Below are 16,416 nucleotides of genomic sequence, written 5' to 3'. Positions count from 1 at the left end.
TGCGAGAAACGCGTCGGTGACGGATCCCGCTCAGCCCTCCGTGTCCTCGGTCGGGCGGCGGCGATGCATGGTCAGCCCGACCTCGTCGAGGAAGGCCTGTTCCTTGCGGTCGCGCTCCTGCTGCGCCCGCTTGCGCCGCTCCCGGTCGGTGATCTCGTAGGTCTTCAGTTCGGTGAAGGCCTCGGCCAGTTCGTCGCGGGCGCGCAGGATCTCCTCGCGCACCGCCGCCAGTTGGCCGAACCGCTGGGCGCGACGGTCGAGCCAGGCCTGGGCGTAGGCGCCGTAGAAGGCGCCGATCCCGGTGGCGTCGCTGGCGGCGAGGCGCTGTTCCTCGGCCAGCTGGACCTCGGCGGCGTGGATCTCGGCCAGGATCTGTTCCTCGCGCGCCTGGAGCGCGGTCAGCGCCCGCCGCTTCTCATCGACGTTCCACTTGGCCAGCCGGATCAGGGTGGCCAGACCCTTGGCCCCGGCCATGACCTAGCGCCGCCCCATCCCGTCGCCGGAAAACGGCATCCCCAGCACCTCCGCCAACTGGGCGTAGCAGCCGGCGAGGTCGGTCGCCTCGCTCTTCAACTGGCCGAGGAAGCGTTCGATCGCCGGGTAGTAATGAATCGCCTCGTCCACCGCCGGGTCGGTGCCACGGCGGTAGGCGCCGAGCCGGATCAGCTCGGCCATGTCCTCGTAGGTGGCGAGCAGCGAGCGGGCGCGGCGGACCAGCGCGTTTTCCTCGTCGTTGTTGCAGCTCGGCATGGTGCGCGACACGCTGCGCAGGATGTTGACGGCGGGGTAGCGGCCCCGGTCGGCGATGGCGCGGTCGAGCACGATGTGGCCGTCGAGGATGCCGCGCACCGCGTCGGCGATCGGCTCGTTATGGTCGTCGGCATCGACCAGCACGGTGAACAGGCCGGTGATCGAGCCCTTGCCGACGCCCGGGCCGGCGCGTTCGAGCAGGCGGGGCAGTTCGGCGAACACCGTCGGGGTGTAGCCCTTCGAGGCCGGCGGCTCGCCCGCCGACAGCGAGATCTCGCGCTGGGCCATCGCGAAGCGGGTGACCGAATCCATCATGCACAGCACGTCGAGCCCCTGGTCGCGGAAGAATTCTGCCGCCGCCAGGGTGACGTAGGCGGCCTGGCGGCGCATCAGCGGGCTTTCGTCCGAGGTCGAGACCACCACCACCGATCGCTTCAGCCCCTCCTCGCCGAGATCGTCCTCGATGAATTCGCGCGCCTCGCGGCCGCGCTCGCCGATCAGCCCGATCACCGAGACGTCGGCCGAGGTGTTGCGGGCCATCATCGACAGCAGCGAGGATTTGCCGACGCCCGAGCCGGCGAAGATCCCCATCCGCTGCCCTCGGCAGCAGGTCAGGAAGGCGTTGACCGAGCGTACCCCCAGGTCGATCTTGCCGGCGACGCGCGAGCGGGCGTGGGCGGGGGGCGGCGCCGCCCGGATCGGCCGGCCGGCATCGCCGCTCGGCAGCGGTCCCAGCCCGTCGACCGGCTCGCCGAAGCCGTTGATCACCCGGCCGAGCCAGCCGGGATCGGGATAGACCACCGGGTCGGCCTCCTGCACCTCGGTGCGGCAGCCGAGCCCGATGCCATCGACGGCGGAGAACGGCATCAGCAGGGCGCGGCCGCCGCGAAAGCCGATCACCTCGCACACCACCCGCCGTCCGTCGCGCGCCACCACCGAGCAGCGGTCGCCGATCGACAGGCTGCGCTGGATGCCCCCGGCCTCGAGCAGCAGGCCCTGGACCCCGGATACCCGGCCATAGACCTGAATCGCCGGCACCCGGTCGATGTCGTTGATCAGGTTGCGCACCAGGAAACGCACGCGGCTTCTCCCTTATCGGATGATTTGACTTGCCCTCGCCTTCGGCTGGCGAGGATAGCGTATTCAGGTTAAAATAGTGCGTGGGTCAGAATCGACCCATGGTCCCGAGGGTCACGAGAATGCGTGTGCTGATTGTCGAAGACGACCCGCTGATTGCCCGTACCCTGGACGCGATGCTGCGGTCCGAGGGGATGGTGGTCGATGTCACCTCGCTGGGCGAGGATGGCCTGGAAATCGGCAAATTGTATGAATACGACATCATCCTGCTCGATCTGGTGCTGCCCGACATGGACGGCTACGAGGTGCTGCGCCGGCTGCGGGCGGCGCGGATCGAAACCCCGGTGCTGATTCTGTCCGGCCTGACCGAGCCCGACAAGAAGATCAAGGGGCTCGGCTCCGGCGCCGACGATTATCTGACCAAGCCGTTCGACCGCGGCGAACTGGTGGCGCGGATCCAGGCGATCGTGCGGCGTTCCAACGGCCACGCCCAGTCGGTGATCGTCACCGGCCCGCTCGAGGTCAATCTCGACGCCCGCACCGTCCAGGTCCGGGGCGAGCCGCTGCACCTCACCGCCAAGGAATACGGCATCCTCGAACTGCTCAGCCTGCGCAAGGGCCAGACCCTGACCAAGGAGCAGTTCCTCAACCATCTCTATGGCGGCATCGACGAGCCCGAACTCAAGATCATCGACGTGTTCATCTGCAAGCTGCGCAAGAAGCTGACCGCCGCCACCGGTGGCAGCCCCTGCATCGAGACGGTGTGGGGCCGGGGCTATGTGCTGCGCGATCCCGATCCGGCCCGGGCGGCGGCGGCACCGGCGCGGCGGCCCGGCTGAGGTCAGTTGCCGTCGCCGACCCAGGGCAGCGTCACCACCGCCACCCCTTCCTCGCGCAGGTCCTGGGCCTCGGCCCGGGTCGCCTCGCCATAGATCGGCCGGGCATCGCACTCGCCGTAATGAATCCGCCGCGCCTCCTCGGCGAAGCGTCCGCCGACATAGTCACAGTGGGCCTCGACCGCGCGGCGGATTTCGCGCAGCGCCTGCCGCAGGGCGGCGGCCTCGGGGGCGGCGGGGGTCGGTTCGGCGTGGCCGCGCGCCACCCGGGGCGCCATCGGCGCCTTGCGCACCCCGTGGTCCCCGCAGACCGGACAGGCGATGTCGCCCGCCGCCGCCTGGGACTCGTAGGTGGCGTTGTCGCGAAACCAGGCCTCGAATTCGTGCTGCTCGGCGCAGCGCAGCGTGAACAGGATCATCCCGGCCATCATACATCCGCCGCCCGCTCTTGCCGAGCGCCGAGCGGTGGGCTCCGCCCACACCCGCCAAGGGCCGAGGGCCCTTGGATCCGGTCGATGGTCGGGAGCGGAACGGCCTGTCCGCTTGGGCGCGGGCGGAGCCCGCGTCAGCGCCGGGCGGCGGCGCGGGCGATCATCATCACCGCGCGCGAGGTGATCGCGGCGGCGGGCAGGCCGGTCGATTTGCAGTCGAGTTCGGCCTCGCACAGCAGATCGAGGGCGCGGCCGAGCCGGTCGGCCGGCCAGCGGGCGAGCTGGCGGCGGAAGCGGTCGGCCGCCTTGAAGATCACCGGCGGCTTCAGCGCGGCCATCGCCTGATCGACCGACTTGCCCTGGGCGATCAGGCCGGCGGCGAAATGGAGGCGGAGGAAATGGCGGGCCAGCGCGCGCAGCACCATCACCGGCTGGGCGCCTTCGTGCAGCAGCTTGTCGAGCACCCGCTGCGCCACCGCGTGGTTGCCGTCGGCGGTGGCGAGGGTGAGGTCGTCGAGGCCGCGCGCGGCGCTGTCGCCGATGCAGGCGGCGGCGTCCTCCAGCCGCACCCGGCCGGGGCCGCCCATGTAGAGGATCAGCTTGGCCAGTTCAGAGCGGGTCAGCCGGCGGTCGCCGCCGAGATGGTCGGTCAGCCAGGCCATCGCCTCGGGCTCGGCCACCAGCCCGGCCGCCTTCAACTCGGCCTGGATCACCCCTTCGAGCGCGGCGCCGTCATCGGCATAGCAGGCCAGGGCGGCGGCATTGTCGGCCCCCTCGCACAGCTTGCGCAGCGACGAGCGCGGGCCGAGTTCGCCGGCTTCGATCACCACCAGCGAATCCCCGCGCGCGGAGGCGAGGAAGGCGGTGACGGCGGCGGTGTGGGCATCGCCGGCCTCGCGCAGCACCACCACCCGCCGGCCACCGCCGAGCGCGATCGCCGCCGCCTCGTCGGCCAGCGCCGCCGGGCTTTCGCGCAGATGGGTGCCGGTCAGTTCCGCCACCCGGAACGGGTCGGACAGGTCGGGCACCACCCCCCGCATCAGCCGCTCGACCCGCTCCCGCACCAGTCCCTGGTCGGGGCCGAACACCAGGACGGCGCGGAAGGCCGGATCAGGCTGGCGCAGCAGCGCCTCGATCCGGGCGGGGGCGATCTTCATGGCCGCGCGGCGGACGGGGCCAGCGGCAGGACGCCATCCTGCTTGCGCCGGTAGGACGGATCGTCGGGATGGTCGTGGTAGCGTTCCAGCGCGGCGGCGATCCGGCTGCGGATGTCGTCGGCGATCTGCACCGCCGCCCGGTCGCGGGCGTCGCGCTCCATCACCACGCTGGCATAGCGGGCGCCGACCGAATCGAAGCTGACGATGGTCGAGGCGCTGTCGGACAGCAGCGTCAGTCCCTCCGCATTGAGGGTGAAGCTGGCGGTGAGGGTCAGGTTGCTGAGGGTCGAATAGCTGTCGCGCCGGTAGCCGAGGTCGCTGTAATTCTCGGTCAGGCGGACGGTCAGGGTGTAGAGCGGGTCGGCCGGCTCGCCGCGCGGGCTCAGCCGTTGCAGCAGGGCGTTGCGCACCAGCTGGCCGGTGCGGTCGGCGATCGGGTCGATGCGGATCCGGGCCAGTTCGGCCGCGCCTCCCGGCTTGCCCCGTCCGTCGGCGGACAGTTCCTCCGGGCCGGGGACGGCGTGGATCGCGCGAAAGCCGCAGCCGGCCGGGCCCAGCCCGGCCAGCGCGACGCCCAGCAGCAGCAGCCTAGGCCACGACATTGACGATCCGATTGGGCACGACCACCACCTTGCGCGGCGGCTTGCCGGCCAGCGCGGCGACCACCCCGGGCTGTTCCAGCGCGGTGCGTTCGGCCAGGGCGGGCTCGGCGTTCTTGGGCAGGGTGATGGTGGCGCGCAGCTTGCCGTTGACCTGGACCGCGACGGTGACGCTGTCCTCGACCAGCAAGGCGGGGTCGGCCTCGGGCCAAGGGGTTTCGGCGATCAGGCTGTCATGGCCGAGCAGCGACCACATCTCCTCGGCCAGATGCGGCAGCATCGGCCCGATCAGGCGGGCGGTGACCTCCAGCCCCTCGCGCAGCACCCAGGCGGAATCGCTGTCCGGGGCCGGGCTGCCCAGCTCGCCCAGCGCGTTGGTCAGTTCGCGCACCCGGGCCACCGCCTTGTTGAAGGCGAAGCGGTCGAGGTCGTCGCCGACCTGGGCGATGGTCTTGTGCACCAGCCGGCGCAGCTTGGCCGCCGCCGCGCCCAGCTCGGGCATCGGCGTGCCGGGCGCCGGCAGGTCGGCGGTGGCGGCGAGGCGCCACAGCCGGTTGACGTAGCGCCACGCCCCGTCGATGCCGGCCTCGGTCCAGTCGAGGTCGCGGTCGGGCGGGCTGTCCGACAGCATGAACAGCCGGGCGGTGTCGGCGCCGTAATTGTCGATGATGCCGGCCGGATCGACCACGTTCTTCTTCGACTTGCTCATCTTCTCGGAGCGGCCGACGGTGACCGGCTCGCCGCTGCCGACCCGGACCGGCTGGCCGTCGGCGCCGCTGGTCACCTCGCTCGGGAACAGCCAGGAGCCGTCGGCGGCCTTGTAGGTCTCGTGGCAGATCATCCCCTGGGTCAGCAGCCCGGCGAACGGCTCCTTGATGTCGAGATAGCCGCACGCCCGCAGCGCCCGGGTGAAGAAGCGGGAATAGAGCAGGTGCAGCACCGCGTGCTCGATGCCGCCGATATACTGATCGACCGGCAGCCAGTGCTCGGCGGCGGCGCGGTCGAAGGCGATGTCGGCGCGGTCGGGCGAGGTGTAGCGGGCGAAGTACCAGGAGGATTCGAAGAAGGTGTCGAAGGTGTCGGTCTCGCGCCGGGCCGGGCGGCCGCAGCACGGGCAGGCGACGTCCTTCCAGGTCGGATGATGGGCGAGCGGGTTGCCGGGATTGTCGAAGCTGACATCCTCGGGCAGCCGCACCGGCAGGTCGGCTTCCGGCACCGGCACCGCGCCGCAGGTGTCGCAATGGACGATCGGAATCGGGCAGCCCCAGTAACGCTGGCGCGACACGCCCCAGTCGCGCAGGCGGTAGCTGACGGTGCCGGCACCGATGCCGAGCTGTTCGATCCGGGCGATCGCCGCTTTCTTGGCCTCTTCGACCGCCAGGCCGTCGAGGAAGCCGGAATTGATCAGCACGCCGTCGCCGGTAAAAGCGGTGCCGGCGGCGATCTGGGCCGCCGCCGCTTCGCGCTCGGTGGCCGGCTCGACCACCTGGGCGTAGCCGAGGCCGTATTTGGTGGCGAAGTCGAGGTCGCGCTGGTCATGGGCGGGACAGCCGAAGATCGCCCCGGTGCCGTATTCCATCAGCACGAAATTGGCGACGTGGATCGGCAGGGTGCGGCCGGGCTCGAACGGATGCCGCGCCTTGAGGCCGGTGTCGAAGCCCTTCTTCTCGGCGGTCTCGATCGCCGCTTCCGAGGTGCCCATCCGGTTGCACTCGGCGATGAACGCGGCCAGGGCCGGATTGTCGCGCGCCAGCTCGGCCGCCAGCGGATGGTTGGCGGCGATGGCGACGAAGCGGGCGCCGAACAGGGTGTCGGGCCGGGTGGTGAAGATCTCGATCCCGTCGGTGCGGCCCTCGACCTGGAAGGTCAGCCGGGCGCCCTCGGAGCGGCCGATCCAGTTCTCCTGCATCAGCCGCACCCGCTCGGGCCAGCGTTCCAGCGTGCCGAGCGAATCGAGCAGGTCCTGGGCAAAGGCGGTGATCTTGAGGAACCATTGCGACAGCAGGCGCTTTTCCACCAGCGCGCCCGAGCGCCAGCCGCGGCCGTCGATCACCTGCTCGTTGGCCAGCACGGTATGCTCGACCGGATCCCAGTTGACCCAGGATTCCTTGCGGTAGACCAGCCCGGCCTTGAGGAAATCCAGGAACATCTTCTGTTCGTGGCGGTAGTATTCCGGCTCGCAGGTGGCGACCTCGCGGGTCCAGTCGTAGGACAGGCCCATCGATTTCAGCTGGGTGCGCATCGCCGCGATGTTGTCGCGGGTCCATTGGGCGGGGTGGACGCCGTGCTGGATCGCCGCGTTCTCCGCCGGCAGGCCGAAGGCGTCCCAGCCCATCGGATGCAGCACGTCGTAGCCGCGCGCCCGCTTGACCCGGGCCACCACGTCGCCCAGGGTGTAATTGCGGACGTGCCCCATGTGAATCCGCCCCGACGGATAGGGGAACATCTCAAGGACGTAGTATTTCGGCCGATCAGAAGGGGGCGGGGCGGCGAAGCAGTCGCGCTCCTCCCACACCTTTTGCCAGTGGGCCTCGGTTTCCTTGACGTTGTAGCGGTCGGTACTCGTGCGGTCGGGGCGCGACATTTCGTCGTCTGTCTTTCTTCGGGTTCGAGGGGGAACTATTCCTGGGAGGCCAGGCGGAGCTGGCGGGCCCGGGTCAGGATCGCGTTTTCAAGGTCGGCGGCCATGCGCGGATCGATGCGGACATCGACCCAGGCGCCGGAGGCGTCGCGCCCCTGCTTGAACAGCGCCACCTTGACCCCGTCGGCGCGCAGCGTGCGGTCGAGGATGAACACGTTGACCTTGTAGCGCTCGTTGGGGGTCTCGGGCAGCTGGTACCAGTCGGTGATGATGGTGCCGCCGAAGGCGTCGGCCGAGGTGATCGGCATGAAGGCGATGGTGTCGAGCGAGGCCCGCCACAGGAAGGCGTTGACGCCGATGCCGGCGCCGCCGCCGTTGTTGTCCTTGGTCTTGCCGAACAGGCCCTCGGGACCGAAGATCGATTCCTGTTTCTCGTTGGACATGCGGGGCGCGCTGTCGCCCTTTTCCCGGGTCGGATAGACCGCCTGGGCGCTGTCGCAGGCCGACAGCAGCAGGCTGGTCAGCAAGGCGGCAGGAACGGCGAGGCGAACCGCGTGTCTGGATCTGATCATGTCGGGCCTTACATCACCGCCGCGCGACCGGCCGCGCGGCCATTTGGGCAAACCGGAATCGTCGCGGCCAGGGCCCCGTCTGGTCGGGGCCGCGCCCGGAGCGCCCGCAGGATGCACCGAGACCCGCCCGCGCGGCAAGGGTCAAAAGGGCCGAAGCCGGGCGGTCAGGGGCGGTCGCCGGCGAGATGGCGCAGCCCGGACTGGAGATAGTCCCAGCCGGTGACCAGGGTCAGCACCGCCGCGACCGACAGGCCGATCTCGCCGATCGCCTGGGTCGGCAGCACCGGCAGGGCGTCGCCGACCAGCAGCACCGGGATCGCCACCATCTGGATCCCGGTCTTCCATTTGGCCAGCCGGCTGACCGGCAGGCCGACCCGGACCTCGGCCAGGAACTCGCGCAGGCCCGACACCATGATCTCGCGCAGCACGATCACCAGCCCCGACAGGATCGACAGATCATCGACGCGGTGGAACGCCACCAGCAGGAACAGCACCGACACCACCAGCAGCTTGTCGGCGATCGGGTCGAGGAAGCGGCCGAAGGCCGACACCTGATTGCGCGACCGGGCGACGTAGCCGTCGAACCAGTCGGTGATCGCGGCGGCGACGAACAGCGCGCAGGCGACCCAGCGGGCGCCCGAGCCATCGACGTAGAACAGCGCGACGATCACCGGGATCACCAGGATGCGCGACAGGGTCAGTAGATTGGGAAGGGTGGTCACCATCGGTCCATGTCCGTCTCGCCCGCAGCCCCGCCGGAACCGGCCTGCCACACAGCGCGGGGATACTAGCCCGGTTGTTTCCCCCTGTCACGACCACCAGGGCGGAAAATTCCCGACCCCCTCCGCCCGGCCGGGGTCACCCCCCGTCCTCGGGATGGAAGAAGGCGTGCAGGGAGCGGGCCAGGGCGTGGCTGATCCCCTCGACCGCCGCCAGTTCCTCCAGGCCGGCCTCGGCCACCGCGCGGGGCGAACCGAAATGGGTCAGCAGCGCCTTCTTGCGCTTGGCGCCGATCCCGGGGACGTCGTCGAGCGTCGAGCGGGTCAGCCCCTGGCTGCGGCGGGCGCGGTGGGTGCCGATCGCGAAGCGGTGGGCCTCGTCGCGCAGCCGCTGGAGGAAATACAGCACCGGATCGCGCGGCGGCAGGCCGAACGGTTCGCGCCCGGGCAGGAAGAAACGCTCCCGCCCGGCGTCGCGGTCGGGCCCCTTGGCGATGCCGACGATGGCGAGGTCGTCGATGCCGAGCTCGTCGAGCACCGCCTGGACGCTGGCGAGCTGGCCGGCGCCGCCGTCGATCAGGATCAGATCGGGCCAGTGGCCGAGCGCGCGGTCGGGATCCTCGCGCTGGGCCCGCGACAGCCGGCGGGTCAGCACCTCGCGCATCATCGCGAAATCGTCGCCCGGGGTCAGGCCGGCCGAGCGGATGGTGTATTTGCGCCAGGCCGATTTCAGCAATCCCTCGGGGCCGGCGACGATCATCGCCCCCACCGCGTCGCTGCCCTGGATGTGGCTGTTGTCGTAGACCTCGATCCGCCGGGGCGGGGCATCGAGGCCGAACAGGTCGCCGACCCCGGCCAGCAGCTTCTGCCACGCCCCGCTCTCGGCGAGGCGGCGGGCCAGGGCGTCGCGGGCATTGTCGGCGGCATGCCCGACCAGCCGGGTACGGTCGCCGCGCTGCGGCACCTGGAGCCGGACCTTGCGCCCGGCCTTCTCGCTCAACGCCTCGGCGACGATCGCCGGTTCAGCCGGGGCGAGGTTGAGCAGGATCTCGGGCGGCGGCGGCCGGTCGGCGTAGAACTGGCCGAGGAAGGCGGCCAGCACCGCCGGGGCCTCCTCGTCGCGGCCATGCTGGGGGAAATAGGCGCGGTTGCCGCAATGGCAGCCGGCCCGGTAGAACACCACCTGGACCGAACTGGCGCCGCCCTCCTGGTGGAGCGCGATCACGTCGGCCTCCTCCAGCCCCTCGGCGGCGCTGTCGGGATTGGCCTGGACCCGCGCCAGCGCCCGCAGCCGGTCGCGCAGCACCGCCGCCTCCTCGAAGTCCAGCGCTTCGCTCGCCGCCTCCATCCGCGCCGCGAGCTCGTGGCGGATGCGCTGGCTGTGGCCGGACAGGAAGGCGCGGGCGCCCTCGACCAGCGCCGCATAGGCCTCGGGGCTGATCCGGCCGGCGCAGGGGGCGCTGCATCGCTTGATCTGGTACAGCAGGCAGGGGCGGGTGCGGCTGGCGAACACCGCGTCGGTGCAGGACCGCAGCAGGAAGGCCCGTTGCAGCGCGGCGAGGCTGTGATTGACCGCGGCGGCCGAGGCGAACGGGCCGAAATACTGGCCGGGGCGGGTGCGGGCGCCGCGATGCTTGATCACCTGCGGCCAGTCATGGTCGGCGGTGATCAGGATGTGGGGGAAGCTCTTGTCGTCCTTCAGCAGGATGTTGTAGCGCGGCCCGAGCGACTTGATCAGGGTGCTTTCGAGCAGCAGCGCCTCGACCTCGCTGCGGGTGGTCACCACCTCCATCGCCACCGTTTCCGAGATCATCCGCTGGATGCGCAGGGTCTGGCGGTCGGGGTGGGTGTAGGCCACCACCCGCTTCCTGAGGTTCTTGGCCTTGCCGACATACAGAACCGCGCCCCGGCGGTCGAGCATGCGGTAGACCCCGGGGCCGCTGCCCAGGGTGTCGAGGAAGCGGCGGATCGCCGCCACCCCGGCGGCGAGCGGCCCCTCCGCCCGTGAGGCGTCGGAATCGGGGTCCATGTTATCGCTTTGGTTGGGGAGGGCGATTTCCTCTTGCGGAGCGGGATATCCACGATTCCTGTGGATAAGGCTGTTGAGAAGATGGGGATCGTGCGGCGCCACCAAGGATCTTCCTGCGATTCAGCGTTTTGCCCAAAGGCTGAGCAGAATCGTCTAGCTGTTGTTTTTCAACATCTTAGCACGGAAGCGGGGGCTGAATTCCAGGTTTTTCGCGCCTTTCGCCGGGGGGGAGGGCGGCGGCGGTGCTGATCACGCCCTGTGCACAACTGGCGGGCGCGCCGGCCCGGCGGGGCGAGCGTGCCCGGAGCGGCGCCGAGCGGGGCCACCGCCCGGGCGCGGGGATATCCACCATCGTGGTGGATAAGTCTGTTGGCAAGGACGGCAAAGGCTGGGGGCAGGCGCGGACTCGCTGGCCGGCGTGGGAAATGCCCGTTTGCTGGGCAGCGGGGGTGGCGACGGATTTTTCCAGGCGTTTCCCGCCTTTGACCCGGCGCGGGCGGCGTGGCGGTCCCCGCGGCGGGCGCGGCGGCGGCGGGCGCGGGCCGGCGCGGCGGGCTGTGTACAACCGGCGGCGGTGGGGGCGGGGGGACGGGCGGCCGGCGGGGTGGGGGATAGAGGGTTGATCGGCGTGGGCTTTTTGCCGGGGCCGGCCGACATATCCACGAAAGCTGTGGACAAGTCTGTTGGCAACCCCGGGATGGCCGGGCGCAAGCCAGGGACTCCCTGGGATTCACCGGTTTGCCCGATATCTGGGCATTGCGGCGATCTCGTTTTATTTCAGGGACTTATCCTGGCGCGACGGCGCGGCGCGCCGGATTTCGCGTCATTTCCCACGACAATGCGACAAAAACATGGCGAATCCGCCCCTTGCCGCCGCCTGTGCAAAAGTCCGCCGCCCTCATTCCGCGAAGGCGTCGCCGGCGACCCCCCAGCCGAGATGCTGGCCCCCATCGAGGGCGATCATCTGCCCGGTCAGGGCCGGACTGGCGAGCAGGAAGCGCACCGCCGCGCAGATTTCGTCCGGGCTGGTGCCGTGGCCGAGCGGCATCGCCGCGGTCTGGGCGGCAAAGGCCTCGGCGCTCTGGCGTTCGCTCGGCAGGGTGGGGCCGGGGCCGACCGCCACCACCCGGATCCGCGGCGCCAGCGCCAGGGCCAGGGTGCGGGTCAGGGTCCACAGCCCGGCCTTGCTGAGGGTATAGGTGACGAAATGCGGGGTGAGGTTCCACACTCGCTGGTCGATCAGGTTGACCACCACCCCCTCGGCGCCGTCGGGCAGGGCGCGGGCCAGCGCCTGGGTCAGCACGAACGGGGCGCGCAGGTTGACCTCCATGTGCAGGTCCCACGAGGCGCGGCTGGCATCGAGCGCGCCGTCGCGTTCGAAGGTCGAGGCGTTGTTGACCAGCACCCCGACCGGGCCGAGCCGGGCGGCGGCCCGATCGAGCAGCGCGGCGAGCTGGTCCTCGCGGGCGAGGTCGGCGGCCAGCGCCACCGCCCGGCCGCCGCCGGCTTTGATCTCGGCCACCACCGCCTCGGCCGCCTCGGCCGAGCGGGCATGGTGGACCGCGACGGCGAAGCCGGCCCGGGCGAGGTCGAGGGCGAGGGCGCGGCCGATCCGCCGCGCCGCGCCGGTGACCAGGGCGGTGCGGGGCAGGGCCGGGGAAAAGGGATCGGCGGGCATCGGGCTCTCCGGCGGGGGCGCGCGGCCGGGCGCGGCGCTCCGGCCAGGGACGGGGAGTGTAGCCCGGATCGCCGCCGCTGTCGCGCCGAGGAAACCCTCGCGCGCCGCCTTCGTCCCCTCTTATCCTTTTGCGCGCCATCGGCCGCCGTCCGCCCCCCTTGCCAGCCGACCGTGCCGCGCCAACCTGTCAGACGTGAGGTGCTGGCCTGGAGAGTCCCCCGATGCCGCTGTTCGATTCGCTGAAAAGCCTGCTGTCCGCCGTGGTCGGCCGCCCCGGCGCGGCCCCCGACCATCCCGCCCCGCTCCGGATCGACTGGGGCGCGCTGCCGCTGCCGGCGCTGAACGGCGGCGCGATCGATCCCGACAGCCTGCGGGGCAAGGTGGTGCTGGTGGTCAACACCGCCTCGAAATGCGGCTTCACCCCGCAATATGCCGGGCTGGAGGCGCTGTGGCGGGAATTCCGCGAGCGCGGGCTGGTGGTGCTGGGGGTGCCGTCGAACGATTTCGGCGGCCAGGAGCCGGGCGCCGAGGCCGAGATCGCCTCGTTCTGCGCGGTCAATTACGGGGTCGATTTCCCGCTGCTGGCCAAGCAGGCGGTGTCGGGGCCCAAGGCCCATCCGTTCTATCTGTGGGCGGCCGAGCGCACCGGCCCGCTCGGGGTGCCGCGCTGGAACTTCCACAAGCTGCTGATCACCCGCGACGGCCGGCTGCTCGACTGGTTTTCCAGCATCACCGCGCCGGACTCCGACCGGCTGCGCTCGGCGATCGACCGCGCCCTCGACCTGCCGGCCGGGTGATCCCGACGGCGCGCCCGGGGTTGCCGCCCCGGACCCCGCCTGGAGGCGGGCGCCTCCAGACCTCTCCTGTTTTCAGCGGGAGGGGCGGGGGGCCGCCGTGTCAGTCGCGGAAATTGACGAACTGAAGCGGGCGGTCGGCCTCCAGCTTGCGCAGCAGGGCGATGGTCTCCTGCAACTCGTCGCGCTTCTTGCCGGTGACGCGCAGTTCCTCGCCCTGGATCGCGGCCTGGACCTTGATCTTGCTGTCCTTGATGGTCTTGACCAGCAGCTTGGCCAGATCCTTGTCGATCCCTTCCTTGATGTCGATCTGCTGGCGGACCGAATTGCCGGCGGCCTTCTCGACCGTCTTGAATTCCATCACCAGCGGATCGACCTTGCGGCGGGTGAAATGGACCTTCAGCAGTTCATGCATCTGCTTCAGCTTGGCGTCGTCATCGGCCAGCACGGTGATGGTCTTGTCGGCGCGCTCGACCGAGCAGCGGGCGCCCTTGAAGTCGAACCGCTGGGCGATTTCGCGGGTGACTCCGGCCAGGGCGTTGTCGATCTCGGCCAGATCGGTCTTGGAAACGACGTCGAAGGACGGCATCGCGGTTCCTCTGCACAGGGGTGACGTAATGCGGCCGGGTTGTAGCACAGCCGCCGCCGTCGCCCAAGCCGTCCGCCGGGCGGGGCGCGGCGGCGGACCCGCCCTGGATCTGGCGGCGGCGGTGGATTACGTATAGTGTGCGCATCGTCCGCTGCCCGTCACGATTCATAGGCTCCGTCCATGTCTTCCGCTGCTTCGTCCCGTCCCCGCCCGGTCGTCCTCTGCATCCTCGACGGCTGGGGCTGGCGCGAGGATCCCACCGCCAACGCCATCGCCCAGGCCCGCGCGCCGCACTGGCACCGCCTGCTGGACGCCTATCCCCATGCCCTGCTCAACAGCTCGGGGCTGGAGGTCGGGCTGCCGGACGGGCAGATGGGCAATTCCGAGGTCGGCCACATGAATCTGGGCGCCGGCCGGGTGGTGATGCAGGATCTGCCCCGGATCGACGCGGCGGTGGCCGACGGCTCGCTCGCCGCCAATCCGGCGCTGGCGGCGATGATCGCCGGGCTCAAGGCCAACGGCGGCACCTGCCACCTGCTCGGCCTGCTGAGCCCGGGCGGGGTCCATTCCCACCAGGACCATCTCGCCGCGCTGGCCCGCGCCGTGGCGGCGGCAGGGGTGCCGGTGGCGGTGCATGCCTTCCTCGACGGCCGCGACACCCCGCCCTCGAGCGCGCCCGGCTATCTCGCCCGTTTCCTCGACGCGGTGGCCGGGCTGCCGGTGCGGGTCGCCACCGTCTCCGGCCGCTATTACGCGATGGACCGCGACAAGCGCTGGGAGCGGGTGTCGCTGGCCTGGGCGGCGCTGGTCGAGGCCGAGGGCCAGAGCGCGCCCGATGCCCTGGCGGCGGTCGAGGCCTCCTACGCCGCCGGCAAGACCGACGAATTCGTGCTGCCGACGGTGATCGGCGATTATGCGGGGATGCAGGACGGCGACGCCCTGCTGATGGGCAATTTCCGCTCCGACCGCGCCCGCGAGATCCTCGCCACCCTGGTCGATCCGGCCTTCGACGGCTTTGCCCGCGCCCGTCAGGTGGCGTGGTCGGCCCGGCTCGGCATGGTCGAATATTCGACCGAGCTGAACGCCTTCCTCACCCCGCTGTTCCCGCCGGAATCGCTGTCGGGCATCCTGGGCGAGGTGGTGTCGGCGGCCGGGCTGCGCCAGCTGCGGCTGGCCGAGACCGAGAAATACGCCCACGTCACCTTCTTCTTCAACGGCGGGCGCGAGCAGGTGTTCCCGGGCGAGGAGCGGATCCTGGTCCCCAGCCCCAAGGTCGCCACCTACGACCTCCAGCCGGCGATGTCGGCGGTCGAGGTGGCCGATCGCGCGGTGGCGGCGATCGAGGGCGGCGGCTTCGACCTGATCGTGATCAATTTCGCCAATGGCGACATGGTCGGCCATACCGGCATCCTGCCGGCGGCGGTGGCGGCGGTGGAAACCGTCGATGCCTGCCTCGGCCGGCTGGAGACGGCGATCCTCGCCGCCGGCGGCACCCTGCTGGTCACCGCCGACCATGGCAATGCCGAGATGATGACCGATCCGGTCACCGGCCAGCCGCACACCGCCCACACCACCGGGCCGGTGCCGGCGGTGCTGGTGGCGCCGCCGGGCGGGATCGGCGGGCTGGCCGATGGCCGCCTCGCCGACGTCGCCCCCACCCTGCTGGCCCTGCTCGGTCTGCCCCAGCCGCCCGAGATGACCGGGCATTCGCTGCTTGTGGCGGCCTGAGCCGCTCTGGACGCTGACGGCGCTGCTGCTCCTGTCCGGGGCGGCGGCGGCCGCGCCCGCGCCGGCGGACGATCCCGGCCGGCGGCTGCGCGAGGTCGAGGGCGAGCTGGTCCGCTCGCGCGCGCTGCATGACGAGATCCGCAGCCGGGCCGCCGACCTCGCCGCCGAGACGGCGCGGGTGCGGGGCGAGATGGTCAAGGCCGCCCGCGCCGCCCAGGAAAGCGAGGACCGCCTGTCCGAGTTGGAGGCCCAGCTCGACGAACTGGGCCGGCGCGAGGCGGCCGACGCCGAGGCGCTGCAACGCCGCGCCCGCCAGCAGGTCGGGGTGCTGACCGCGCTGATGCGGCTGGCATGGCGGCCGACCGAGGCGCTGATCGCCCAGCCGCAGAGCCCGGCCGACACGGTGCGCTCGGCGATCCTGCTGCGGGCGGCGGTGCCGCAGATCGAACATTCCGCCGCCGACCTGCGCGGCGAGATCGCCGCCGTCACCAAACTGCGCGAGGCGATCGGCGAGAAGAAGGCGCGGATCGCCGCCACCACCGGCCAGCTCGAACAGGAACGCCACCGGCTGGAGGATCTGGTCGAGCGCAAGAGCCAGATCCAGCGCGACACCGAGGCCCAGCGCAGCGCCGCCGAGGCGCGGATGCGCGACCTCGCCGCCCAGGCCGACGATCTGCGCGACCTGATGGCCCGGCTTGAACAGGAACGCCAGCGCCGGGTGACCGAGGCGGCGGAGAAGGCGGCGGCCGAGAAGGCGGCGCGCGAGGCGGAAAAGGCGGCGCGCGAAGCGGCGGCGGCGGCCCGGCTGGCGGCGGAAAAGGCGGCGCGCGCCGCCGCGATCGCCGCCGCCAAGGCCGAGCGCGAGGCCGCCGCCGC

General features: G+C 71.2%; 15 protein-coding genes. 4 read left to right on the top strand and 11 right to left on the bottom strand.

Annotated features, from left to right (window positions below):
* Positions 1-30: 30 nt before the first annotated feature.
* Together ACFSNB_RS14220 and fliI are read right to left on the bottom strand one after the other, a co-directional pair.
* Positions 31-474: a flagellar export protein FliJ gene (locus ACFSNB_RS14220; protein WP_377317699.1), complete on the bottom strand. Its 444-nt coding sequence runs from the start codon at positions 472-474 to the stop codon at positions 31-33.
* A gap of 3 nt (positions 475-477) precedes the next feature.
* Complete coding sequence (fliI, locus tag ACFSNB_RS14215) at positions 478-1,830, bottom strand: flagellar protein export ATPase FliI (protein ID WP_377317697.1); 1,353 nt, start codon at positions 1,828-1,830, stop codon at positions 478-480.
* Between the two features lie 119 nt (positions 1,831-1,949).
* Between fliI and ctrA the strand changes: the two genes are divergently transcribed.
* Entirely contained in the window at positions 1,950-2,666 is a 717-nt protein-coding gene (gene ctrA, locus ACFSNB_RS14210) for a response regulator transcription factor CtrA (RefSeq protein WP_377317695.1), read from the top strand.
* A gap of 2 nt (positions 2,667-2,668) precedes the next feature.
* On the opposite strand, the gene ACFSNB_RS14205 is transcribed toward ctrA, so the two are convergent.
* The 8 genes from ACFSNB_RS14205 to ACFSNB_RS14170 all read right to left on the bottom strand — a co-directional run bounded on the left by ACFSNB_RS14205 (position 2,669) and on the right by ACFSNB_RS14170 (position 12,429).
* Positions 2,669-3,082, bottom strand: a complete 414-nt coding sequence (locus ACFSNB_RS14205; protein ID WP_377317745.1) for a DUF1178 family protein — start codon at positions 3,080-3,082, stop codon at positions 2,669-2,671.
* Positions 3,083-3,228: 146 nt separating this feature from the next.
* The gene (gene holA / locus ACFSNB_RS14200) at positions 3,229-4,251 is read right to left on the bottom strand and encodes a DNA polymerase III subunit delta (protein WP_377317693.1); all 1,023 of its coding nucleotides are present in this window, start codon (positions 4,249-4,251) and stop codon (positions 3,229-3,231) included.
* A complete protein-coding gene (gene lptE / locus ACFSNB_RS14195; protein ID WP_377317691.1) occupies positions 4,248-4,853 on the bottom strand; it encodes an LPS assembly lipoprotein LptE in 606 nt (201 codons plus the stop codon). Before lptE ends, holA begins: the two co-directional genes overlap by 4 nt.
* Positions 4,840-7,434 (bottom strand): leucine--tRNA ligase, encoded by a 2,595-nt coding sequence (gene leuS / locus ACFSNB_RS14190; protein WP_377317689.1) that lies wholly within the window; start codon positions 7,432-7,434, stop codon positions 4,840-4,842. Before leuS ends, lptE begins: the two co-directional genes overlap by 14 nt.
* A gap of 35 nt (positions 7,435-7,469) precedes the next feature.
* The gene (locus ACFSNB_RS14185) at positions 7,470-8,003 is read right to left on the bottom strand and encodes a DUF3576 domain-containing protein (RefSeq protein WP_377317687.1); all 534 of its coding nucleotides are present in this window, start codon (positions 8,001-8,003) and stop codon (positions 7,470-7,472) included.
* A gap of 164 nt (positions 8,004-8,167) precedes the next feature.
* A complete protein-coding gene (gene pgsA / locus ACFSNB_RS14180) occupies positions 8,168-8,728 on the bottom strand; it encodes a CDP-diacylglycerol--glycerol-3-phosphate 3-phosphatidyltransferase (RefSeq protein WP_377317685.1) in 561 nt (186 codons plus the stop codon).
* A gap of 133 nt (positions 8,729-8,861) precedes the next feature.
* Positions 8,862-10,751: an excinuclease ABC subunit UvrC gene (uvrC, locus tag ACFSNB_RS14175; RefSeq protein ID WP_377317683.1), complete on the bottom strand. Its 1,890-nt coding sequence runs from the start codon at positions 10,749-10,751 to the stop codon at positions 8,862-8,864.
* 898 nt (positions 10,752-11,649) lie between these two features.
* Entirely contained in the window at positions 11,650-12,429 is a 780-nt protein-coding gene (locus tag ACFSNB_RS14170) for an SDR family oxidoreductase (protein ID WP_377317681.1), read from the bottom strand.
* Positions 12,430-12,650: 221 nt separating this feature from the next.
* On the opposite strand from ACFSNB_RS14170, the gene ACFSNB_RS14165 reads away from it, so the two are divergent.
* A complete protein-coding gene (locus tag ACFSNB_RS14165; RefSeq protein WP_377317679.1) occupies positions 12,651-13,226 on the top strand; it encodes a glutathione peroxidase in 576 nt (191 codons plus the stop codon).
* A gap of 100 nt (positions 13,227-13,326) precedes the next feature.
* On the opposite strand, the gene ACFSNB_RS14160 is transcribed toward ACFSNB_RS14165, so the two are convergent.
* Positions 13,327-13,812: a YajQ family cyclic di-GMP-binding protein gene (locus ACFSNB_RS14160; protein WP_377317677.1), complete on the bottom strand. Its 486-nt coding sequence runs from the start codon at positions 13,810-13,812 to the stop codon at positions 13,327-13,329.
* 180 nt (positions 13,813-13,992) lie between these two features.
* Here ACFSNB_RS14160 and gpmI point away from each other — a divergent pair, with 180 nt between their 5' ends.
* The gene (gene gpmI, locus ACFSNB_RS14155; RefSeq protein ID WP_377317675.1) at positions 13,993-15,540 is read left to right on the top strand and encodes a 2,3-bisphosphoglycerate-independent phosphoglycerate mutase; all 1,548 of its coding nucleotides are present in this window, start codon (positions 13,993-13,995) and stop codon (positions 15,538-15,540) included.
* Positions 15,527-16,416, top strand: an 890-nt coding sequence (locus ACFSNB_RS14150) for a murein hydrolase activator EnvC family protein (RefSeq protein WP_377317673.1), incomplete at its 3' end; no start/stop codon positions are given. The genes gpmI and ACFSNB_RS14150, both read left to right, overlap by 14 nt.

The organism is Phaeospirillum tilakii (assembly GCF_042683125.1).
Lineage (GTDB): Bacteria > Pseudomonadota > Alphaproteobacteria > Rhodospirillales > Magnetospirillaceae > Phaeospirillum > Phaeospirillum tilakii.
This window is presented reverse-complemented; position numbering and strand designations above follow the sequence as displayed.